Here is a 26,028-nt window from a genome sequence, read left to right as displayed (position 1 = left end):
TAGATTTAGATGAAGCTTGGACATTTCTTAATGTAGCACAAGGAAAAACTTTATCTAATAAATTAGTTAGAGCAGGACGTGCTATGAATGCAGGAGTGTATTTTGTAACTCAAAATGCAGGTGATGTATCAGATGAAAATTTAAAGAATAATATTGGATTAAAATTTGCATTTAGAAGTACAGATATTAATGAAATTAAGAGAACACTTGAATTTTTCGGAGTTGATAAAGAAGATGATAACAATCAAAAAAGATTAAGAGAGTTAGAAAATGGGCAGTGTTTAATACAAGATTTATATGGACGAGTTGGAGTAATACAAATACATCCAGTTTTTCAAGAGCTTCTTACTGCATTTGATACAAGACCACCTATAAGAAAAGAGGTGGATTAATGAAATCTAAGTCATTTAGAAATTTAAGTTGGATAACTGTTTTAATAGTAATACTTGTATTATTTTTTATCTATATAAGCGAATCTGTAGTTTATGCAGAAGGACTAGTAGATGAAACTATAAATTCAAATAATATATATTCAATGTATCCTTTAAGAAATTATCAGCTTGATTTTTATGTTGATAATTCTTGGGTATGGCTTCCTTGGAATTGGACTGATGGAATAGGCAAATCAGTGCAGTATGGATTATATTGCATAACAAATTTTATTTGGATAATCAGCTTATATCTATCAAATGCAACTGGATATGTTGTTCAAGAAGCATATAAATTAGATTTTATTAATGATATGGCAGATTCGATAAGTAAGAGTATGCAAACAATTGCTGGAATCAATCAAAATGGAATATCTAATAGTGGTTTTTATATAGGATTTCTACTTCTATTTGTTTTAATTCTAGGAATTTACGTAGCATATACAGGATTGATTAAAAAAGAAACTAGTAAGGCAATTAATTCTGTTATTAATTTTGTTGTGATATTTATAATATCTGCATCGTTTATTGCTTATGCTCCTGATTATATCAAAAAAGTAAATGATTTTTCTTCTGATATTAGCACAGCTGTTTTGAATTTAGGAACGAAAATTGTAACTTCTAATTCAAATAATGAAGGCAAAGATAGTATAAAGTTAATTAGAGATAATTTATTTTCTATACAAGTACAGCAACCATGGATATTATTACAATATGGAAATTCTAATATAGAAGAAATCGGAAAAGAAAGAGTAGAGAAGTTACTGTCTACAGATCCAAGTGAAGATGATGGAAAAAAACGAGAGGAAATAGTTAAAACTGAAATAGAAGAAAAACATAATAATAATTTGACTATAACCGAAGTTATGAGTAGATTAGGTAAGGTATTTTTTCTATTTATATTTAATATAGGAATAACCATTTTTGTATTTTTATTAGTATCTATGATGATATTTTCACAGATACTTTTTATTATTTTGGCTATATTTTTACCATTAAGTTTTTTACTATCTATGATACCCTCATATGAAAGTATTGGAAGACAGGCAATTGTAAAGTTATTCAATACTATAATGATGAGAGCTGGAATAACTCTTATTATAACTATAGCGTTTAGTATATCAACAATGTTTTATACAATATCCACAGATTATCCCTTCTTTATGATTGCATTTTTACAGGTAGTCACATTTGCAGGAATTTATATGAAGTTAGGAGATATTATGGGAATGTTTAGCTTACACTCAGGAGATAGTCAGAATATGAGTAGTCGTATGTTTAGAAGACCATATAGAACAATGCGAAATAAGAGTAAAAATATAGAACGCAATATAAGGAAGGCTTTAATATCTAGAGGAAAAGATAAAGAAAGATTATCATCTAACATAAATAATCCACAAAGGAATGTAAATAATACACAAAAAAGAACTGGTTATCCACACAGTAGAGAGAATTATGATAAATCAGTTAGTAAAGAAAGTTTTTCAAAACGTATTGGAAATACTGTTGGAGCATTTATGGATACAAAGAAAAATATATCCGATAAATCAAAACAAGTTAAAGAAAATATACAAGATATACCTGTGCAAGCTAAATATGCAGTTCATAATACAAAAGAAAAAGCTAAAGATAATATATCTGATTTCAAAAGAGGTATCGTAGAAGAAAAAGAAAAACGTCAACAAGATAGAAATAAAAAGCAGCAAAATCATAGAGAGACTATAGCTCAAAAAAGAGCTAAGTTAGGAAATATAGTAGAAGCTAAAGAAAAAAATTCTACAGATAACAAAAATATAGATGGCTACTCAGATTCAAAATATAAACCTTCAATTAATTCTGAAAGAGTGAAAAAGAAAAAAGGAGAAAATATTAGACCAACAGTTTCAAAAAAAATATATGATGAGAAAGACAGAGAAAAAAGTAATTCTATAAATAAAATAAAAAGATCTACAGAGAAACCTATCCATAAAGAAAGAGATATTGTAAATCAAAGCGAAGAACTATCTAATAAAGTTGAAAATAATCAAAGTGTAAAAGTAAAAAACAGTAAAACTATGAAGATAGAACGACATAATATTAATTCTAATTTAAAAGGACCTAAGTATAATCACATAGATATTAAAGAGAGAAAAATAAAAAATAAATCTAATTTTACTCCTGAGAATAAGGTGAGAAAACAATGAAAATAAAGCTGATAACTATTTTTATTAGTATATTCTTATTTATATTTGGAGTAATTTTAATGTTTGTACCTTTAATATCAGATGAGGATCATAACGGAGGTATGAATCAAAATATAATTGGAATGAATTTATCACCAGAAGTTCTAAAATTTAAGCCTATGGTTGAAAGATATGCTAAGAAATATGATGTTCAAGAGTATATAAATTACTTACTTGCTATTATGCAAGTTGAATCAGGTGGAACTTTAGTTGATGTTATGCAATCTTCAGAATCACTAGGGCTTCCACCAAATACTTTAGGAACGGAAGAATCAATAGAACAAGGATGTAGGTATTTTTCAAATCTTTTAAAGACATCAAAAGAAAAAGGATGTGATACTAATTCAACTATACAAGCATATAACTATGGATTTGGATATCTAAACTATATTAAAAGTAATGGAAAAATTCATACTTATAGTTTAGCAGAAAACTTTGCAAAAAATATGGCACAGGGAGTTAGGGTAACTTATACTAATCCAATAGCTGTTGCTAAAAATGGTGGGTGGAGATATAAATATGGAAATCAATTTTACGTAGAGTTAGTACTTCAATATGTTGGAACAAGCGAATTTAATGATGAAACAGTTAAAATAATCATAAATGAAGCATTGAAGTATAAAGGTTGGAAATATGTATTTGGAGGAGATAATCCAAATACTTCTTTTGATTGTAGCGGATTAACTCAATGGTGTTTTAAAAAAGCAGGAATAAATTTACCAAGAACAGCACAACAACAATATGATATTATGCAACATATTGCACTAGATCAAGCAAAACCAGGAGATTTAGTGTTTTTTCATGGTACTTATAATGCTGGAACTTATGTAACTCATGTTGGAATATATGTTGGAAATAACAAGATGTATCATGCAGGAGATCCTATTGTATATGAAGATTTAACAGATAGCTATTGGCAAAAACATTTAATTGGAGCAGGAAGAATAAAAAAATAGATGGGGTGAAAATATGTTAAGAAAAAAGGATAAAAAACATAAGGAAAAGAAGATACTAGTTATAAGGGGAGGTACAAATAAAAAGTTTGTAATTGCTTTATGGATTATTTTAATTGTAAGTATAACATTTAGTGTTTATAAAAACTTTACTGCAATAGATAAACATACTATCCATGAAAAGAAGATTATTGAACAGAAAATTATAGATACAAATGGAATTGAAAATTTTGTGAAAAACTTTGCTAAAGAATATTATTCATGGGAGAATAACAAAGAATCTATTGAAAGAAGAACAGCTAAAATTAATGAGTATCTTACAAAAGAATTGCAGGAACTAAATATAGATACTGTAAGAAGTGATATTCCAACAAACTCTAGTGTAAAAGACGTTCAGATATGGAGTGTAAATCAGATTAAAGAAAATGAATTTGAAGTTAAATATTCTGTGGAGCAAACTATAAAAGAAGGAGAGGAAATAAAAGATATTACTTCTTCGTATGAAGTTGTAGTTAAAATAGACAACACTGGAAATATGATAATTATAAAAAATCCTACATTATCAAAAATGTCAGAAAAATTAAATTATGAATCTAAAAAAGAAGAAACAGATAGCACAATAGAGCAAAAAACAATTAAAGAAATTACAGAATTTTTAAATACATTCTTTAAGCTATATCCTACTGCATCTAAAAATGAGTTAGAATACTATGTAAAAGGAGATGCACTTAAACCTATAAATGGAGATTATATCTTTTCAGAATTAGTAAATCCTATTTTCAAAAAAGAATGGAAAAATATAAAGGTATTAACAGGTGTAAAATATATAGATCAACAAACAAAAATGATTCAAGTTTCTCAATATGAGCTTGTTTTAGAGAAAGATAATAATTGGATTATTGTTAAATAAAAATAAATGGTATGTACAAAAATTTATATGTACATACCATTTATTTTCTTTGATTTAAATGTTAGTAATGACATTTAAAAGTAGATTTAAGCTTAGAGATAGCAGTTTTTTTGTATAATAAAAATGATTTACATATATCTATATTTTTATCATAATAAAAAAAGAAAAAATTATTACCATTAAATTATATAAAATAGTATTTAAAAAAATATGATAAAATAAATATTATACAAAATGTTGGAGGAAATAAAATTTATGATTACAGGTGAGTTAAAAAGTAAGGTAGATAAGATTTGGGAAACCTTTTGGACTGGGGGACTTACAAATCCATTAGAAGTTATAGAGCAGTTTACATATCTTTTATTTATTAAAGGACTAGATGATGTAGAAACAAAAAATGAAGCAGAAGCTGTTTTATTAGGATTTGAACCAGAAAGAATATTTTCAGATAATGAGCAAGAATTAAGATGGAGCAAATTCTCTAATGAGGGAGATGCTCAAAAGATGTATGATATAGTTCAAAATAAGGTTTTCCCTTTTATTAAGAATTTACATGGAAATAAGGAATCAGCATATGCAAAGTATATGGGGGATGCTATATTCAAAATACCAACTCCACTTATGCTTTCAAAAATAGTTGATGGAATAAATGGAATAGAGTTTAAAAAGGAGAATGATACTAAAGGAGATTTATATGAATATTTACTATCAAAGTTATCTTCAGCTGGTACAAATGGTCAGTTTAGAACACCAAGACACATTATTGATATGATAGTAAAGTTAATGAAGCCAACACCAGAGGATATAATAGTTGACCCAGCAGCAGGTTCAGCAGGTTTCTTAGTATCTTCTCAACAATATTTAAGAGATAATCATAATGATTTATTTTATGTTCAAGGATTAAAGGAACATTTTAATAATACTATGTTCTATGGATTTGATATGGACAGAACTATGCTTAGAATTGGAGCTATGAATATGATGCTTCATGGAGTTGATAATCCTAACATAGAATATAAGGATTCCTTATCAGAGGTTAATACAGATAAAGAAAAATTTACTTTAGTATTAGCAAACCCACCATTTAAAGGAAGCTTAGACTATGAAGCAGTAAGTGCAGACCTTTTAAAAGTAACAAAAACTAAGAAAACAGAATTATTATTCCTAGCATTATTCCTTAGAATATTAAAAACAGGGGGAAGATGTGCATCAATAGTTCCAGATGGAGTTTTATTTGGAAGCACTAAAGGACACAAGGATATAAGAAAAGAAATAGTAGAAAATCATAAACTAGAAGCAATAATATCAATGCCAAGTGGTGTGTTCAAGCCATATGCAGGGGTAAGTACAGCCATTATGATATTCACAAAAACAGGCTCAGGTGGAACAGATAAGGTTTGGTTCTATGATATGAAAGCTGATGGATTCTCATTAGATGATAAAAGAAATCCAGTAGAAGAAAATGACATAAATGATATAATAGAAAGATTCTCAAACTTAGAAAATGAAGAAGATAGAAAAAGAACAGAGCAAAGCTTTTTTGTACCAGTAGAAGAAATAAGAGAAAATGGATATGACCTTTCAATCAATAAGTATAAAGAAATAGAATATGAAGAAGTAGTTTATGATGCTCCAAGTGTTATTTTAGGAAGAATCAAGGAACTTGAAAAAGAAATAACTAAAGGTTTAGAAGAATTAGAAGGAATGCTTGAGGTGTAAAATGAAGTATATTAAGTTAAAAGATATATGTGATTTACAAAATGGATTTGCTTTTAAATCAAGTGATTATATTGATAGCTCAACAGTATTAAATTGTAGAATGAGTAATATAAGACCAAATGCAAAATTTGATATAATGTATAATCCTAAGTATTTGCCAGAAAATTTTGTTGAAAGATATAAAGAATATATTTTAAATGATGGTGACCTCATAATTGCTATGACAGATTTGGCAAATGATCCTAAAATTTTAGGGGTGCCAACTATTGTTGAGACTAAAGGGAATACTTTATTGTTAAATCAACGTGTAGGAAAATTAATAATTTTAGATGATAAATTAGTTGATAAATACTATTTAAAATATTCATTAAGCTTACCTCAGCATAAGCCTTATTATAAGAAATTTGCTGGTGGAGGTTTACAAATAAATATCGGTAAAGAACAAATATTAAATTTGAAAATTCCAATTTCAAATATAGAAATTCAAAGAAAAGTAGTTGAAATATTAGATAAATCACAAGAATTAATAGACAAAAGAAAAAAACAAATAGAAGAATTAGATTTATTAATTAAATCGAAATTTATAGAGATGTTTGGTGACCCAATAAATAATCCCATGAAGTGGGAGGTTAAAAAAATGAAAGATATTTCAGTTAATATAATGAGTGGAAACACACCAAAAGGTGGAGAACAAGTTTATGTTGAAAGTGGAATTATGTTTTTAAGAAGTCAAAATGTATGGAAAAACAAATTATTATTAGATGATGTAGCTTATATAGACCAAGCAACACATAATAAAATGAAAAAAAGTAGTTTAAAAAATAAAGATATACTAATGACTAAAACAGGTAGAATAAATACAGAAAATAGTAGTTTAGGTAGAGCAGCAATGTTTTTAGGAGAAGATGATAGTGCCAATATTAATGGACACGTATATTTAATAAGGCTTCAAGAACAAATAATTAATGAGTTTGTTTTGTATATTCTTACAAGTAAAGAATATAGAGGATATATCAGAAGTGTCTGTGTTGGAGGAATTGATAAAAGACAGTTAAATAAAGAACATATAGAAGATTTTCCTATTATTTTTCCACCGATAGAAAAGCAAAAGAAGTTTGTTAGCTATGTTAATCAAGTAGACAAATTGAAATTTAAAATGGAGAATAGTTTAAAAGAATTAGAAGATAATTTTAATTCTTTGATGCAAAAAGCATTTAAGGGAGAGCTATTTAATTAATATAAGATTGAAGGAGAAGGTATTAGTGAAGGAATTTGAGTTGAATTTATATAAAGATATGGTTGATATCTATAAAAAGGCATAAGAAAGTTATGGATATAAGGCTCGTAGATTCTTGCAAATGATAAATGATAAAGGAGCTTTAATAACATCTAAAACTCTTATAAATAAAGATTCTAATACAGAGGGATTTATAGCTTTATGGGAAAATAATAGATTGGATTTATCTTTAGAGGCGCTTATAGTAAGTGGAAAGTATGATGAACTTTTTACTGAAGAAGAAAAAAACATTTGCAAATATAGATTAAGAGATTATGGATATAAGATTTAAGTTAGGGGAATAAAGGTTATATGGATAATAATATGAGAAATGAAATAGAATCATGGGGAATTCCTAATATAGATGAGCTAAAAGGCAGAAATATAAAGTTTGTCTTTAATTCAAGTGAAATTAATAAGGAAAAAGGCTCTTTTGTAGAATTACATTGTGAAAAGGAGTCTGTAAAATTTTGTTTATATGATTTTACTAATGACATAGAAATATTTACTATGGAGTTTTTTGCAAGACCTAAATCTTTATTAATGCTAACTAATGAGTTACCAAGCGTTAAGCTAGAATTATTAAATGTTAATGATTTTAACTTAAGAAGAAAAGGGATAGCATCTTATTACTTAGATAGGTTTAAAGAATATGCTATAAAACATAAGTATTAATGTATAAGAGTTACGCCTAATCCCAATGCACCTGTATTTCAAGGAGAAAGCAAAGACAATTCACTTGAGATAGATGAGTTAGTGAATTTTTATAAAAGTAAATCAACACCTAAAATGCCGATAAAAGTTTTAGAATTATAAATGTTTAGATAGTTAAGTTAAAAGCTTAGCTATCTTTTTTATTTGATTTAATAATGTATAAATTGATATAATTTTACTATAATTAGGAATTAATACATTTTAATATAAAAATCTGAGGAGAAGTTTAATGGGGAGAAATTTTGAATTTTTAAAAGGTAAGAAGCAGTTTGATGGATTTAGGGCACAATGCTTCGAAGCTGAAAAGAGTATTATTGTAAGTCCAGCTACTTGTGCAATTTTATCAAGAAGAGCTTTAGAACTTGCTGTTAAATGGGTTTATGGTAATGATTCAGAGTTAGTTTTACCATACCAAGATAGTATAAGTTCATTAATTCATAATGAAAGTTTTCGTGAGCTTATTGATTCAAGTATGTTTAATATTTTAAAGTACATAATAAAGCTTGGAAATGTAGCTGTTCATACTAATAAACCTATTAGTAGAGAGGAAGCTATACTATCATTACACAATTTACATCAATTTGTTAGTTGGATAGATTATTGCTATGCAGATAATTATACTGCTACTAATTTTGATGAAAGTTTACTTCATGAAGGTGACAATAAAAGAACTAGACCAGAGGAACTTAATAATCTTTATGAAAAATTAAGCTCTAAGGATAGAAAGCTTGAAGAAGTAATTGATGAAAATAAAGAGAAAAGAAAACTTGGAACTGAGAAGAGAAAAGAGAATACAGCAAATAATACTTTTAAAGTGGATAAGATAAGTGAAGCTGAAACTAGAAAAAGGTATATTGATGTAGAGTTAAAATTATCTGGGTGGACTTTTGGTAAGGATATTCAAATAGAAGTAGAAGTAAATGGAATGCCAAATGAATCAGGATTAGGATATGTTGACTATGTTCTTTATGGAGATAATGGAAAACCTTTAGCTGTGGTTGAAGCTAAGAGGACAAGCGTTGATGAAAAGAAGGGGCAACAACAAGCTAAACTTTATGCTGATTGTTTAGAAAAACAGTATAATCAAAGACCAGTAATATTCTTAACTAATGGATTTAGATATTATATATGGGATGACTGTGGAGATAGAGAAGTATTTGGATTCTATAAAAAATCAGAACTTCAATTGATGATAGATAGAAGAACATCTAAGAAAAGTTTAAAAGATATAAAGATTAGTGATGAAATATCAAATAGATATTATCAAAAGGAAGCAATTACTTCAGTAGCAGAAGCTTTTGAAAGAAATCAAAGAACAGCTCTATTAGTTTGTGCAACTGGAACAGGTAAAACAAGGACTGCTATTTCTATAGTTGATGTTTTATCAAGACATAACTGGGTAAAAAATGTTTTATTCTTAGCAGATAGAAAAGCGCTAGTTAAACAAGCTAAGAAAAACTTCTCTAAACTATTACCTAATCTATCACTATGTGATTTATTAGATAGTAGAGATAATCCAGAAGAATCAAGAATGGTTTTTTCAACTTATCCTACAATGATGAATGCCATAGACGATACTAAATCTAAAGATGGAGATAGACTATTTACTCCAGGGCATTTTGATTTAATAATAATTGATGAATCACATAGAAGTATTTATAAGAAATATAAATCAGTATTTGATTATTTTGATGCTTATTTAATAGGATTAACTGCTACTCCAAGAGATGAGATAGATAAAAATACTTATGATATATTCAATCTTGAAAAAGGAGTACCGACTTATGCATATGAGTATGAAAAGGCTGTAGAAGATAGGTATTTAGTTGATTATAGAACTATTGAAATTAAATCTAAAATTCTTGAAGGTGGAATTAAGTATGATGACTTAAGCCAAGAAGAAAAAGAAGAGTATGAAATGATGTTTGATGATGATGAAAATATTGGAGATGAAATAAGTAGTTCTGCTATAAATCAATGGTTATTCAATACTGATACAATAGACTTAGTTTTAAATAAACTTATGACTGATGGCTTGAAAATTGAAGGTGGAGAAAAACTTGGTAAAACAATAATTTTTGCTAAGAATTCTAGACATGCTAAATCTATAGTTGAAAGATTTAATAAGCTTTATCCAGAGTATGGGGGAACATTTGCAAGAGTTGTAGAACATAAAACTCCTTATGTTGAAAATATAATAGATGATTTTTCAGATAAATATAAAATGCCACAAATAGCTGTTTCAGTAGATATGCTTGATACAGGAATAGATATACCAGAGATATTAAATCTTGTATTCTTCAAAAAAGTAAGAAGTAAAACTAAGTTCTGGCAGATGATAGGTAGGGGAACTAGATTGTGTCCTGACTTACTTGGAATAGGTTTTGATAAAGAAGAGTTCTTAATATTTGATTTCTGTAATAACTTTGAATTCTTTAGAGTTAATCCTAAAGGTTTTGAAGGTAATAAAGTAGAAAGTCTTACAGAAAGATTATTTAATGTAAAAGTTGATATAGTTAAAGAACTTCAAGATATAAAATATCAAGATGATGAAAAGTATGTTAATTATAGAAATGAATTGTTAGGAGAATTAATAAAATCTGTACAAGCGTTAAATGATGAAAGTTATTTAGTTAGAATGAACATAGGTGTTGTTCATAAGTATAAAGATGAGAAGGCTTGGAATGCTATTGGTGCCATAGAGCAAAATGAGATTAAAAAACATATATCTCCAATAATTAAATCTATAAATGATGATGAACTAGCTAAAAGATTTGATTTACTTATATATGTGATTCAGTTAGCTAACTTACAAAATATTGTTTTCAAGAAGGGTATAAAGTCAGTAATGGAAACAGCTGATAAGTTATCTAAGTTAGGAACAATACCAGAGATAAAAGAAAAGAAAGCTATTATAGAAAGAATAGTAGAGCCTGAATTCTGGGAATGTGCCGATATATTTGATATGGAGAATGTGAGAGAGGCTTTAAGAGATTTAATAAAGTATTTAGAAAAAAGCACTCAAGGAATATATTACACAGAATTTAGTGATTCAATAATATCAGAAGAAAGCCACTCATCAATGTACAATGTTAATGACCTTAAAAGTTATAGAAAGAAAGTTGAATTTTATCTAAAAGAACATAAAGATGAGTTAGCTATATACAAACTTAGAAACAATAAAAAATTAACTGAGCAAGATATACAAACATTAGAAAAAGTTCTATTTAATGAACTTGGAAGCAAAGAAGAATATGAAAAAGAATATGGAAAAACACCAGTAACTCAATTAGTAAGAAAAATACTAGGATTAGATAGAAATGCTGCTAATGAAGCTTTCTCAGAATTCTTAAATAATAAAAGTTTCAATAGTTCACAAATACACTTTGTTAAGCTTATTGTTGATTATATTGTTAAGAATGGATTTATAGAAGATAATAAGATTTTAACAGAAGATCCATTCAGAAGTGTTGGGAGTATAATAGATTTATTCCCGAATAATGTTAGTGAAAGAGCAAAACTTATAAAAACTATAAACGAAATAAGAGAAAATACATTATAGTTTTATGAATTAAATAGAAAAATTGTATTTTTAATTTAAAAGGTGCTGTTTTAATTAAGTGTTGACTAGTGATATATTTGTGAAAATTGATTATAATATAAGTATAACGACTTTAGGTGGAGTATCTATGAGCAATGTTTCAGAATTATTAGCACAGGCAAAATAATTACTGAAGCAGGAGCAAGAGGAACTATTATCCTAGTTAGAGGAATTTGTAATCTTAAGCTCTAAAGCTAATCAGATAACTAAAGAAGTAAAAGAAATGAGGTTTTCTAAAGGTAGAGTTTGTTGTCACTGAAATGGGAAAAATAATGGTGTTCAAAGATATCTATGTAGAGATTACAACAAAAGCTTTTCAGATCTTACAAGTTTAGCAACGTATAGAAGAAAAAAGGGATTAGATAAATGACTTAAGTATTCAATATGTACACTTAATGGCTACCTTATAAGAAAATGTGCTGAAACAGTGGGAATTAATATTGTTACAAGTTTCTTTTGGAGGCACAAGCTTAAATTGGATTAGTGATTTTATTGGAGTAGGCTTAGTTGATGGTGTTGTAGAAGCTGATTAAGTATTCTTCTTCTACTCATATAAAGCTACTAAGTCATCAAATATTACAAGACCATCTCGTAAAATAGGTAATAGGTTAAGAAGAGGTGGACTAGTAATGAACAAGTGTGTATTGCAACTGATTTTGATAGGCAAGATAATTTTATTATAGAATTACTTTGTGTAGGTAGAATGACTTCTGAGTAGTTGAAAAAACTTTACGATAACCGTATAGAAAATGAAACTATTCTATGCACAGATTATCACAAAAGTTATATTCAATTTTCGACAGATATTAGATTGGAGTATAAGCAAATTAGAATAGGAAGATATAAAGAGGATATATACCATATTCAACATATAAATAGCCTACACTCCAATTTAAAAGGTTGGATGAGAAGGTTTAATTGGGTTGCAACAAAATACTTAAGCAACTATATGAAATAGCATAAATGGATGGGCACTTTTAGATATAAGAAAGAGATAATTATAACTAAAAAATTGTTAGTTAATAGCATATCTCCCATAAATATACGAGAGTAAATGAATTATGATTAACTATTAATACAATAAGGAATTTTTTAAATAGTTTCTTTTAAAATGGATTTATTTACTCTATTAATATATATTGTATAATTTATTTATAAGCTATAACTTAATTTATAAGGGGGAACTATAAGATTAACTTATGAAGATTTAAAAAAATGAAATAGTATAAAGTTTAGAAAACAATAGAAATTAGGTTCTATCCACCTCATCAAATAATATTGTATCATCAAGGTCTATGAGTATAATAAATATAGGATTGTATATATTTTCTCTATAAGACAAAATCTATACATATCTGAAATGATAGCTGAACAAATTGGATTTATGTAATACAAGAAAAAAGCTTTGCACTGATTGAATTAAAATATTTATTTACATCACAAATTTAATAAAAATGTGAGAAAAGAGTGGAGAAGGTGCATTGTCCACTCTTTTTGAGTTCAATATCAACATTTATTTAAAACAGAGCCATTTAAAAAAATAATAAATAATGAAGAAATTAAAATTTATATAGAAATTAATATTAAAACTAATGAAAAATAAAAAAATAAATTTACGATAAAACATAAGAAGAAAACAGTTTATTGTTAAAATATTAAATTTAATAATTTTATATAGATAATATTTATGGGTTTTGATATGTATTTAAAATTTATAAAAATTATTTTATAAAATTAGAAATAAAAAAACATAGAATTATATAGTAAATTATAATAAAATGGAGAGAATGGTGTTTTTATATTTAAATATATATTTGGAAAATTAGGTTAAATTACTATAAATTGCTGATGATATACATTGAAATAAAGACATATAGAAATTAGATATATTATATTTGAGAGAGGGAATAAAATGCACAGTTTATTTTTAGAAGAAAATTATTTAGAAGCTATATATATAGTATCATTAAGAAAAAAAGATGTTAGAAATGTGGATATTACAAAAGAAATGAAAATTGCTAAGTCGTCAGTTGCAGCAGCTATTCAAAGGTTAGTTGAAAGAGGATATATAACTTATGAAGAAGATAAAATAGTAAGATTTACACAGTCAGGTTTGAAAATAGCAAAAAAAATTTACAGAAAACATGTATTTCTTGCAAAAATATTGAAACATATTGGAATAGATGAAGAAACTGCTGAAAAAGAAGCATGTAAAATAGAGCATATTATATCTGATGATAGTTTTGAAAAAATAAATAATTATTTTAAAAAAGAAATTAATACCTTAAACCTATAGAAAGACAAAATTTAGTCCTTCTATAGGTTTTTTGATTATAAAGAAAGTATTTAAAATTTTAAGGATAACTTATTTATTAGCAATATTAATGTGTTTATGTATTATAAAGAAAAGTATAAATTAATAGATTATTATTTTTAAAATAAATGATATTGAAAATCTTTATCAAAAATGATACACTAAAAAATATAAAAGTAAGGACTATAGAACTTACTTTTATATAAATTGGAGAGGGAGATGTTATATGGTAAAAAATAATTTTGAGAATGGATATGATAAAAATATAAAAAAAATAACTCACGTAGTTTCAGAAAAAATGGAATTGATAAAATTAGCTACTTTTCTAGCAACTAAAAATAAAATACATAATGATTTTATTATATATGAAAATAATTTTGATATTTATCTTGGTTTAGGTGTTTTAACTAAAATAGATGTTAAGAAAGATAAATTTATTATTAATTCTTCAGAATCAAAAGAAGTAAAGTGCAATGAGTTAACTAAAGAATTAAAAAATATTTTAAAGGGAATATCCGATGAAGATTGGAATGCATATGGATTAATTGATTTTGATTATGCAAAATACATATATATGAATAAAAATAACTTAGATAATAAAAATTTAATTGAAATTATTTTTCCGCAAATTGATATAAATATAAAAAATACAGGTGATATTTTAATAAAAGCTAAGAATGAAAAAGATTTATCAGTTATTGAGAAATTAATATATGAATTTAAGGCTGTTAAAAATGAATATGAGATGACAGATGGTTCTGATGATATTATTAATTTTGGTAAAGATAAATATAAAGAAATCGTTAGTCAAGCTGTAAATGACATTAACAATGGTGAATATGAAAAAGTAATTCTGTCCAGAAAAATACCATTAAATAAAAGAGTAGACATGTACCAAAGTTATTTGTACGGACGTCAAAAAAATACTCCTGCAAGATCTTATTATATAAAAGTTGATGGAAGAGAAATTATAGGTTTTAGTCCTGAAACTGTAGTAGAAGTAGATAGAGAGAAAAATGTATATACTTTTCCACTTGCAGGAACAAGGGCATTATGTAAAAACTTAGAAGAGAGAAAAAGGTTAAAGAAGGAATTATTAACAGATACAAAAGAAATTGCAGAACATGCTATTTCTGTTAAATTAGCTTTTGAAGAACTTGAAAATTGTTGTGAAAAAGATAGTGTTGAGATTATAAAGTTTATGGATGTTATAGAAAGAGGAACTGTACAACATCTAGCATCAAGATTAAAAGGAAGACTTAAAGAAAATTTAAATGAATGGGATGCTTTAACTTCTTTATTTCCAGCTGTTACAGCAACTGGAATACCTAAAAAAGAAAGTATAGAAGCAATTTCCAGAATGGAAGAAAATGATAGAGAATTATATAGTGGGGGAGTATTTAAACTTAACAACTTTGGAGAACTTGATGTCGCATTAGTATTAAGAAGTGCTTTTCAGAATAATAAGGAAAGTTGGCTTAGAGTTGGAGCTGGTATTGTAAGTATGTCAAATCCAGAAAGAGAATTAGAAGAAACGAAAGAAAAGATAAGTAGTGTTTTAAATCAGATTATTTATGAAGAAGATTGATGTTAATTTATTTAATAAAAAAGTAAAGGTGGTGAATGGATGCACTATGTTTTTAAAAATAAAAGTGATTATTTAAAATGTAGGCGTTTTTTAGATGAATATAAAGTAGATTATTTAAATTTAAAAATTTCAAATTACTATTTAATTAACGTATTTGATGAAACCTTAAAAGAGTGGATAGAGAATAAGGAATTAACATTTAAAAGTACTGAAAGTATATCTTTGGAAAACGGTTATTTAGCTACGAAAAATTATAAAGAAAAAAGTATAATAAAAGTTAATGATATTGAGATAGGTAATGGTAGACCTGTCTTTATAGCAGGGCCATGTTCTGTTGAGAAAGAAGATACTTTACGAGAAATAGCAATTAAGGTAAAGGAAAGTGGAGCAGATGTATTAAGAGGAGGTGCATTTAAACCTAGAACGTCACCTTATGAATTTCAAGGACTCGGCAAAGAAGGTGTAGACATTCTTTATAAAATAGGAAAGGAACTAGATATGCCTGTAATAACAGAGATTTTAGATGTTAGAGATTTGGATTATATGATAGATAAGGTTGATATTTTACAGGTAGGAACAAGGAATATGTATAATTATCCATTAATTAAAGAGCTTGGGAAAGTAGACAAACCTATATTATTAAAAAGAGGTCTTAGTGCGAGTGTTAATGAGTTCTTATTAAGCGCAGAATATATTATGCTTGAAGGAAATGAAAAGGTTATTCTTTGTGAAAGAGGGATAAGAAATTATGATACATCTACTCGAAATATAATGGATATTGCAACAATAGCTCTTTTGAAAGAATTAAGTCATTTACCAATAATTTCAGATCCAAGTCATGCAACAGGAAAAAGAACATTAATATCTCCTATGGTTGATTCTTCAATTTCAGCTGGTGCAGATGGTGTTATTATAGAAACTTGTAATAATCCTGATGCTGCATGGAGTGATGGGAAACAAAGTATTTGTCCAAAAGAACTTCAATCTATAATAAATAGACATAAAAAAATTTAAATAAGTGAGGAAATAATTATGGAGAAATGGTTTGAAGTAATAAATAAAGATATTAAATGTGAAAATATAAAATTGATTTTATTTCCATATGCAGGAGGTGGGGTATCAATTTTTAGAAATTGGAAAGAGTTCTTTAAAGACATAAAACTTTATGCAGCACAGTATCCAGGAAGAGAAAATAGAATGTCAGAAACTCCTATTAATGAATTTAATACTCTTTTAGAAAAAATATTTGAAGAATTTAAAGTAATAATATCGGATAATAAACCTTATTATCTATTTGGTCATAGTTTTGGAACTAAAATTGTTTATGAACTTACATTAAAAATTATTTCAAAGGGTTTACCTCAGCCTAAAGGAATAATAGTTTCAGCGGGAAGAGCACCTTGCTATAAAGAAAAAAAACCAATTTATAATTTAGAGGATAGAGAATTTATAAAAGAAATTAATAGATTTTCAGGAACACCAATTGAAATAATAGAAAATATTGAAATTATGAGTTTGTTTATTCCAATGCTTAGAGCGGATTTCATAATCGATGAAACATATGTAAATGAGAATATAACAAAATTGGATATTCCAATACATGGATTTATGGGTACTGAAGATAAAGAGCTTACTATAAAGGAATTTAAGAAATGGAAAGATTACACCAATAAGGAGTTTACTTATACATATATTGAAGGTGGTCATATGTTTATTAATACAAATACAGAAAAGGTAACTAATGAAATTAATAAATTAATTAGAGGAAAATAAATGATAAAAACATATAGATTTACTAATTTTAAAAGATTTGATTTTAATGATGTTATTAAGCAGACATGTGATAATAAAGTAGTTCTTATAATTGCTAACATAACAATATTGAGAGATGAAAATATTATAGAAACTTATTTAAGTAGTGAGCAAATTCGGGAAAAGAATAATTATTATAAACAGATGGATCGCAATAACTATCTTTTATCACATGGAATTATAAATAGAATATTTTCAAGTATTTTAAGAGTTGAAGGGAAGGATGTAGTATGGAATTATACGAATTATAAAAAACCATATATTAAAAATAAGATGGGAATAAAGTTTAATATATCTCATACTAAAGGAGCGATAGCAATTGCATTATCGATAAATGATGTAGGGGTAGATATAGAATATATGGAAAAAAACTTTAACTATAAAGATATTGTAAATTATTCATTTAACAAAAATGAAAAAATAAATACGGTTATAGATTTTTATAAGTATTGGGTAGCAAAAGAGGCTTATCTAAAATACAAAGGAATAGGTTTGATTCAGGATTTAAGATCTATAGAAATTATTGAGATTACTAATAATAGGGGGATATTAAAAGACAAGAATAAGACTAAAACTTTTGAAATTAAAGAAATTAATGATGATTATTCGGTAGCTATATGCTTTTAATGGAGGAAAATTATGAATTTTAAAATAAGAGAACAGTTAGAAAAGTATTATGATGAAAATATATGGGAACATATTACATTGGGGGAAGCTTTAGAGAGGTGGAGTGAAAAATATAAGAATAAAATTGCAGTTATAGATGAAGATATTGAGTTAACTTACAAAAAATTAAATGAAGAAGTAGATCATTATGCAGAAGGGTTGCTGAATAATGGAATTAATAAAGGGGACAAAGTCTTGTTACAATTACCTAATTGTGCAGAATTTATTATTATTTCATTTGCTCTTTTTAAAGTTGGAGCTATTCCAATTATGGGACTTCCAGCTCATAGGAAAAGAGAAATAAAAGGAATATTAGAAAAGTCAGAAGCTAAGGCTTATATTGCTAAAGATAAATATTTGGGGTTTTCTTATATAGATATGATTAGAGAAATACAAAACGAAATTGATAAAAAAATAAACGTATTCATACTAGGAGAAAAAGAAGAGTATAAGAGTTTTTATAATTTAAGGTGGGGAAATAGAATTTCTGACAGTAAAAAGAATAAAGCGAGTTACAAAGATATTGGGTTATTATTATTATCAGGTGGAACAACTGGAATTCCTAAATTAATACCAAGAAGACATACAGATTATTTATATGTAGCAAAAGAGTGTGGGAAAATATGTAAAATGAATAAAGATACAGTTTATCTAGTATCTTTACCTATAGCTCATAACTTTCCTTTAGGATGTCCTGGAGTTATAGGCACATTAATATATGGTGGAAGAGTTGTTATTTGTCCAACTACAAGTCCTGATGAAATTATACCTCTTATTGAAGATGAAGAAGTTACAATTACAGGGCTAGTTCCTGCTATGGCAAATATGTGTATGGAATTTTTAAAAATAGAGGAATATGACCTATCCTCACTAAAAGTTTTACAGGTAGGTGGATCTGTTTTAGATTCAATTACAGCTGAAAGAATAAAAAATGTTTTTAATTGTAAATTACAACAAATTTTTGGGATAGCAGAAGGACTAATATGTTGTACTGACCTAGAGGATGATATAGATATAATATATAAAACACAAGGTAAACCAATTAGTAAATATGATGAAATTAAAATTATTGATGATAATGGAGAAGAAGTTCCAGATGGAGAATATGGAGAGTTAATTGTTAGAGGTCCATATACTATTTATGGTTATTATAATTTGAAAGAAGTGAATGTAAATTGTGTTACTGAAGACTGTTACTTTAAAACAGGGGATAAAGCAAAGAAGTTGAAAAATGGTAATTATCAGATTGTTGGAAGATTAAAAGAGATGATTAATAGAGCTGGAGAAAAAATAATACCTTCTGAAATAGAAGAGGTTTTACTAAAACATAAAGATATTATAGAAGTACAAGTAGTAGGAGTTCCTGATGAAATATTAGGAGAGAAAATAGGAGTATTTATAATAAAAAGAAATGAAGAAATTAATTTAGATGAAATAAGAGATTACCTTAAGAAAAATGGCTTAGCACATTTTAAAATGCCTGATATAGTAAAATATGTTGAAAGTTGGCCGCTTACAAGTGTTGGGAAAATAGATAAGAGTAGGTTAATAGAGTTAGTTTTGTAAAATAAGGAGGTCAGTTAGAATGGATGAAAAAATATTAAGAGAAAAAGCTATAGATAATATAAAAAAGGCTATAAAAGAAGAATTAAATATTTCTATAGACATAAGAGATAATCTTATCCAAAAAGGTTTAAGTTCAATTCAGGTAATGAAAATATCAGGAGGGTTAAGAAAACTTGGATTTATCATACCTTTTGCGAAATTAATGGAAAGTCCTACAATAGAAAAATGGGAGGATTTAATTGAAAATACACCAATAAAGGTAAATAAAAAAAGGTTATCAAAAGAAGAAAATTTATATGATGAATTTCCGCTAACTGATATTCAATATGCTTATTTAATTGGTAGAGAAGATAATCAAGTACTTGGTGGTATTGGTTGTCATGCTTATTTAGAGATAGATGGTGCAAATATAAAAGTAGATAAACTTAAAAGTTCATGGAATAAATTACAATATTTTAATCCTATGTTAAGAGTTAAGTTTAATGATAATGGTACGCAACAAATAATGAAAGTTCCATTTTCAGAAGATATAAGTGTATATGATTTTAGGTTATTTAAAGAGAATGAATTAGAAAATAGACTTTTAGAAATTAGAAAAAAGTTATCTCATAGAAAGTTAAAGGTTAAAGAAGGAGAAGTTGCAGGACTTAATATTGCAATATTACCTGAAAATAAGTATAGAATATTTTTAGATGTTGACTTACTTGTTGCCGATGTAATGAGTTTGAATATTTTAATTGATGAATTATCTAAGATATATAATGATGAACTAATCTTAGAATCATCTGATTATACCTTTAAAGATTATTTAAAGAATAGAAAATTTGATGAACAAACTATGAAAGAGGATGAGGAATTCTGGAAAAATAAGGTTTTAACATTTCCAAAAGAGTCACCTAATTTGCCATTAAAGAAAAAAGCAGAACTAATAGATAAAACAATATTTTCGAGAAGAAGAAAGGTATTAGATAAATTTTCATGGAAAATTATGAAAGAAAAAGCTGCAAAATATAAGGTTACTCCTTCAATGGTGCTTCTAACTTGCTATTCCATGATTATTGAAAGATGGATAAATCAAGATAAATTTGTAATTAATATTCCTTTATTTAATCGAGAAACTGAAAATGCAAATATAAAAAATATGATAGCTGATTTTACAAGTTTATTATTGGTTGAGTGTGAACGAAAAGAAAATGAAACATTACTTGAAAAAATAAGAACTATATCTAGAACATTTTTAGAAAATGTTTCGCATAGTTCTTACTCAGGAGTAAAAGTACAAAGAGATATTTATAAGGAAGTAGGTAAAAATATAAATATTGCACCTATAGTATTTGCATGTAATATTGATTATCCATTAGAAACTGAAAAATCTAAAAAAGTACTTGGAGAAATCACATATATGATTTCACAGACACCGCAGGTTTGGCTTGATTTTCAAACTTATGTGGTAAATGGAGAACTTATATTGTGTTGGGATGTAGTAGATGAATTATATCATGAAGGAATGATTGATGATATGTTTGATGCTTTCTATGAACTATTATATCGTTTAATTGAGAATGATAATTGGGATAAAGTATATGATGTATTAACTGAAAGTCAAAAGGAAGTTAGGGAAAAAGATTTTAAAAATATTTTACCTTTAGAATATCCTAAAAAAACATTATACAATGACTTTATTGAAATGGTAAATAAATATCCCGACAATATTGCAATTATAGATACGGAAATAGAACGAAAGATAACATATAAAGAAGTATATGATATGGCGCTATTAATTGCCTCTAAATTGATATCAAATGGAGTGAATAAAGGAGATTATGTTGGTATTACTTTACATAGAGGATATAAACAAATTATTGGAATACTTGCAATCTTATTTTCAGGAGCTGCATATGTACCTATAGGAATTAATCAACCGAAAGGAAGAAGAAATAAAATTTATAAACAAATAGGTATTAAACATGTCTTAAGTGATGAAAATGTAATAAAAAGTTTATCGCTTTATGAAGATAAAATAATGTTAGTTGACATTGATGATTTAGAAAATATAAAGAGTATAAAATACCCTGTAGAAATAAGTTGTTTTGATACAGCATATGTAATTATGACATCAGGAACTACAGGAATTCCCAAAGGAGTAGAAATTGCTCATAATAGTGTTATAAATACGATAATAGATATAAATAAAAAATATAATATATGCAGTAATGATACTATTATTATGGTTTCAGCTATTGATTTTGATTTATCTGTGTATGATATATTTGGATTATTGTCAGTAGGAGGGACAGTTATAACATTAAATGATCATAACTTTAAAGATCCTGATGTTTGGATAAAACTAATAGAAAAATATGATGTTACCTTATGGAATTCTGTTCCTATTATTTTTGATATGCTTATTACTATGGCAGAAGGAAAAGATATATATCTTCCAATTAAGACGGTATTACTTTCTGGGGATTGGATAGCAACAACATTGCCAGGAAGATTTTATAGTAGAAGTAAAAACTCTATAGTGGTAGGGATGGGTGGAGCAACAGAAGCATCTATTTGGTCAAACTATATTAATATACCGAAAGAGATACCTAATGATTGGATTTCTGTTCCATATGGAAGTGCGTTGAAAAATCAAGTTTATAGAGTAATAGATGATTTAGGAAGGGTTTGTCCAAATTATGTAAAGGGAGAACTTATAATAGGTGGAGTAGGTGTTGCTAAAGGATATATAGGTGATAAAAAATTAACTAAAAATAAATTCATACAAATTGATGGTATTAAGTGGTATAAAACAGGGGATATGGGGAGAACTTGGAATGATGGAACAATTGAATTTTTAGGAAGAGTTGACAATCAAGTTAAGATAAAAGGTCACAGAATAGAGCTTGGAGAGATAGAAGACTCTATTTTAAAAAATCCTAATGTTAAGAATGTAATTGTAGAAGTTTTAAAAATTGGTGCAAATGAACAATTAACTGCTTTTATTGAACCTAATTTAAATGATAATGGAAAATTATCAGAGTCTAGTAATATATTAAAAGAAGAGATTATCAATACGAAAGTTAAATATGAAAATTATAGAACTTATTTGGAGAAAACAAATATATTTGTAATAAGTACTATATTAAGTATATTTAGTGAGATAGGTTTGTTTAAAGAAAATAATTGCTACACTTTTTCAGAGATTATTGAAATAGGTTGTATCAAAGTAGAATATGAAAAATTGATTTTACGTTGGCTATTAATTTTAGAAAAATATACAGTTATAAATTTTAATGAAGGTAAATACTCGTTAAATAAAGAAAGTGAGATATTAAATAATATTTTACAAGAAGATACTAGAGAGATTTATAATTTAGGGTTATTAAAATCTGAAATATTAAATATATTACAAGGGAAAAAAGATGCTATTGATGTATTTTTCAATAAAGATTTTAAATTAAGTCCTATAGATTTTTTAAGAACTTTAAAAAATTATGATAAAAATATTCAAAGAATTATGGAAATAGTAGGAAAATTATTTAATAAACAAAAAGAAACATTGAGAATATTAGAGCTAGGTGGTAGAGATGCTAAGTTTACAAAGTCAATACTAGAAGAGATTGAACTAAAAGTTTCTCAATATATATATTGCGATAATTCACTATTTTTTAAAGATGAGTTTGAAAATATTGAATCTAAATATGATATTTTTGAATTTAAAAAGGTAAATTTAGAAGATAATCTTTCACAGGTTTTTAAAGAAAAACAATTTGACTTAGTGATACTTTATAATTCCTTACACCGTTTTAATGATATAGCTAAAAAGGTTAAGGAAATTAAGAATATTATAGTAGATGAAGGATTTATAATAGGAACTGAAATTAATGATAACTCTCTTTTGTGTGAAATAAATGCTGCAATACTTGAAAGAGGATTTGAAAATTTTGATTTAAGTAGACAAGAAGGAAATATCATTCCTAATCGAGAGTTTATAAAAAATATTTTTTGTGATAATAGAATAGAAGAGATTTATATTTCAGATTATGGAAAAATTGAAGAGACAGGTAATTTTCTATTTATTGGAAGGAAAGCAAAATGTTTATTTTCATCAGAAGATTTAAAGATATTACTAAAAGATAGAGTTCCCGAATATATGATTCCTCATGAATTCATAGAAATTGAACAAATTCCTTTAAATAAAAATGGAAAAGTAGATAGAAAAAAACTTAAAGAATTAATTGTTAACAATGAATACAAGTATAAAACATTAGAATATGAAGATCAAATGGAAGTTAGTGATGAAACTACAAAAATTTTGATTGAAATATGGAAAGAAATATTATTAAAAGACGAAATTAGTTTAAACTCAAACTATTTTTATGTAGGTGGAGATTCATTGATGGCAACAAAGTTGATAGCTAAAGTAAAAGAAAAATTAAATATTGAAATTTCTATAGGAGATGTATTTAGTCATCCTGTATTAAAAGAGTTAGCTAGTTTTATAGACGAGAATAAGGAGATTAACTGTTTAAACACTGAAGAGGGTTTACAATTAGATTTTAAAAATAAATATGAACCATTCAACTTAACTGATGTACAATTTGCATATTGGATTGGAAGAAGTGGAGCATATTCTTTAGGTTCGGTTTCGACTCACTGTTATTTTGAACTAGATTGTTTTGAAGTAAAGGTAGAAAGACTACAAAAGATTATCAATAATATGATAAGGGAACATGATATGCTTAGAGCTATTATTTTAAAAAATGGAAAACAGCAAATATTAAATAATGTTCCACCATTTATATTAATTATTAATGACATTTCATCTTTTGAAAAAGATGAGCAAAAAGTGGTATTAATGGGAATTAGAGAAGAGATGTCTCATGAAATTTTAAAGACTGATAAGTGGCCATTATTTAAATTCAAGGTAAGTATTTTGAGTGACAATAAACTAAGATTGCATATAAGTTTTGATAATATTATTTTGGATGGATGGAGTATGTTTCATATTTTAGGTGAATTAAAAGAAAGATATGATAATGAAAACTTTATTTTGAAAAATCCAGGAGTTTCATTTAGAGATTATGTTTTAACTCTTGAGAAGATGAAAAAATCTTCAAAATATGAAGAAGATAAAAACTATTGGCTAAGCAGAATAGATGATTTTTTAGAAGCTCCTAAATTTGAATTTATAAAATCAGAATATGAAATAAAAAATCAGATTTTTAAGAGAAGAGAAAAAATTATTGAATGTGCTAAATGGGAGAAATTGAAAAAAGTAGCAAGGGAGAATAATATTACTCCTACAATATTTTTGATTACTATATTTTCAGAAGTTTTACGAAAATATAGTTTAAACAAAGAATTTGTGTTAAATATCACACAATTTAGTAGAGAACAAATTCATCCTAAAATTAATGATATTGTCGGAGACTTTACAACTTTAACTTTTTTAGAGGTTAAGAATACTAAGGATAATACCCTAATTAGTAAGGCTAAAAGTTTGCAAAAACAATTAACAGAAGATATTAACCATAGATTATATAGTGCTGTAGAGTTTGGAAGAGAATTAAGACTGAAAAGAAATAATGAAAAAGGATCTTTAATGCCGATAGTATTTACAAGTGGATTAGGTTTGGATCAGAAGAGAAAGGACAGTTGGATAGGAGAGCTTGTTTATAATATTTCTCAAACTCCGCAAGTTTGGCTTGATCATCAAGTGGTTGAGGAAGCTGGGAATCTTAAGATAATATGGGATTCAGTTGATGAAATATTTCCAGAAGGTTTATTAGATGAGATGTTTAGCGATTATATTGAGTTATTTGAAATAGTTTTTAATGCTAATACTAGTCTTAATATTAACACAAGTATTTTCTTTGAAAATAGTAAATATAGAATTAAATCTGAAGTTGGTACTAATAATACACATTATTCTAAGATTGATTCTATAGATAAAACTATTAATGAAAATGAGTCAGAAGAAGATTACTATGAGAATACATCTATAGAGGTTATTGAAATATTGCAGAAAGTTTTAAATATTGAAAGTATAAAATTTGAAGATGATTTTTTTAAGTTGGGAGGAAACTCTTTAAATGCTGTTCAATTTATAAATTTAATTAATAATAAGTATGGTATTAATATATCTATGCTTTTAATAGCAGAGAACTCATTAGTATCAAAAATAGTTAAATTAGTTAGTGATGAGATAACTTCTAAAATGAAGAGTGGGAAAGATAAAGAAGAAGGATTTATATAGGGAGGTAAAAAT

General features: G+C 26.5%; 16 protein-coding genes and 1 pseudogene. All 17 read left to right on the top strand.

Annotated elements, in window-relative coordinates; genetic code table 11:
• Window positions 1-392, top strand: a 392-nt coding sequence (locus J7M87_RS05725; RefSeq protein WP_291649543.1) for an ATP-binding protein, incomplete at its 5' end; no start/stop codon positions are given.
• A complete protein-coding gene (locus J7M87_RS05720) occupies window positions 392-2,611 on the top strand; it encodes a CD3337/EF1877 family mobilome membrane protein (protein ID WP_074124050.1) in 2,220 nt (739 codons plus the stop codon). The genes J7M87_RS05725 and J7M87_RS05720, both read left to right, overlap by 1 nt.
• Window positions 2,608-3,606 (top strand): bifunctional lysozyme/C40 family peptidase, encoded by a 999-nt coding sequence (locus tag J7M87_RS05715; RefSeq protein WP_074124052.1) that lies wholly within the window; start codon window positions 2,608-2,610, stop codon window positions 3,604-3,606. Before J7M87_RS05720 ends, J7M87_RS05715 begins: the two co-directional genes overlap by 4 nt.
• Window positions 3,607-3,619: 13 nt before the next feature.
• Window positions 3,620-4,513 (top strand): conjugal transfer protein, encoded by an 894-nt coding sequence (locus J7M87_RS05710; RefSeq protein ID WP_074124054.1) that lies wholly within the window; start codon window positions 3,620-3,622, stop codon window positions 4,511-4,513.
• A 255-nt stretch (window positions 4,514-4,768) separates the two neighbouring features.
• On the top strand, window positions 4,769-6,232 hold the full coding sequence (locus J7M87_RS05705) for a class I SAM-dependent DNA methyltransferase (protein WP_074124056.1): 1,464 nt from the start codon (window positions 4,769-4,771) through the stop codon (window positions 6,230-6,232).
• A gap of 1 nt (window position 6,233) precedes the next feature.
• Window positions 6,234-7,469 carry a restriction endonuclease subunit S gene (locus tag J7M87_RS05700; protein ID WP_207011495.1) on the top strand — a complete coding sequence of 412 codons (1,236 nt, stop codon included), beginning with the start codon at window positions 6,234-6,236 and terminating at the stop codon, window positions 7,467-7,469.
• Between the two features lie 121 nt (window positions 7,470-7,590).
• Window positions 7,591-7,800 (top strand): hypothetical protein, encoded by a 210-nt coding sequence (locus tag J7M87_RS05695; protein ID WP_236872473.1) that lies wholly within the window; start codon window positions 7,591-7,593, stop codon window positions 7,798-7,800.
• Window positions 7,801-7,820: 20 nt separating this feature from the next.
• The gene (locus tag J7M87_RS05690; protein WP_074124058.1) at window positions 7,821-8,183 is read left to right on the top strand and encodes a hypothetical protein; all 363 of its coding nucleotides are present in this window, start codon (window positions 7,821-7,823) and stop codon (window positions 8,181-8,183) included.
• Between the two features lie 268 nt (window positions 8,184-8,451).
• Entirely contained in the window at window positions 8,452-11,784 is a 3,333-nt protein-coding gene (locus J7M87_RS05685; protein ID WP_074124060.1) for a DEAD/DEAH box helicase family protein, read from the top strand.
• Window positions 11,785-11,953: 169 nt separating this feature from the next.
• A pseudogene (locus tag J7M87_RS05680) lies at window positions 11,954-12,888 on the top strand (IS1595 family transposase).
• Window positions 12,889-13,735: 847 nt separating this feature from the next.
• The gene (locus J7M87_RS05675; protein WP_074124062.1) at window positions 13,736-14,119 is read left to right on the top strand and encodes a metal-dependent transcriptional regulator; all 384 of its coding nucleotides are present in this window, start codon (window positions 13,736-13,738) and stop codon (window positions 14,117-14,119) included.
• 244 nt (window positions 14,120-14,363) lie between these two features.
• Window positions 14,364-15,725, top strand: coding sequence for a salicylate synthase (locus J7M87_RS05670; protein ID WP_207011496.1), 1,362 nt, complete (start codon window positions 14,364-14,366; stop codon window positions 15,723-15,725).
• A 39-nt stretch (window positions 15,726-15,764) separates the two neighbouring features.
• Window positions 15,765-16,739 carry a 3-deoxy-7-phosphoheptulonate synthase gene (gene aroF, locus J7M87_RS05665; protein WP_074124064.1) on the top strand — a complete coding sequence of 325 codons (975 nt, stop codon included), beginning with the start codon at window positions 15,765-15,767 and terminating at the stop codon, window positions 16,737-16,739.
• A gap of 18 nt (window positions 16,740-16,757) precedes the next feature.
• Complete coding sequence (locus J7M87_RS05660) at window positions 16,758-17,498, top strand: thioesterase domain-containing protein (RefSeq protein WP_065986759.1); 741 nt, start codon at window positions 16,758-16,760, stop codon at window positions 17,496-17,498.
• Complete coding sequence (locus J7M87_RS05655) at window positions 17,499-18,164, top strand: 4'-phosphopantetheinyl transferase superfamily protein (protein ID WP_207011497.1); 666 nt, start codon at window positions 17,499-17,501, stop codon at window positions 18,162-18,164.
• A 12-nt stretch (window positions 18,165-18,176) separates the two neighbouring features.
• On the top strand, window positions 18,177-19,769 hold the full coding sequence (locus J7M87_RS05650; protein ID WP_022618837.1) for an AMP-binding protein: 1,593 nt from the start codon (window positions 18,177-18,179) through the stop codon (window positions 19,767-19,769).
• A gap of 19 nt (window positions 19,770-19,788) precedes the next feature.
• A complete protein-coding gene (locus tag J7M87_RS05645; RefSeq protein ID WP_074124067.1) occupies window positions 19,789-26,016 on the top strand; it encodes a non-ribosomal peptide synthetase in 6,228 nt (2,075 codons plus the stop codon).
• Window positions 26,017-26,028: the final 12 nt, after the last annotated feature.

Origin of the sequence: Clostridium sp. (assembly GCF_017888565.1) — a bacterium.
In the GTDB taxonomy this organism is placed as follows: Bacteria; Bacillota; Clostridia; order Clostridiales; family Clostridiaceae; genus Clostridium.
This window is presented reverse-complemented; position numbering and strand designations above follow the sequence as displayed.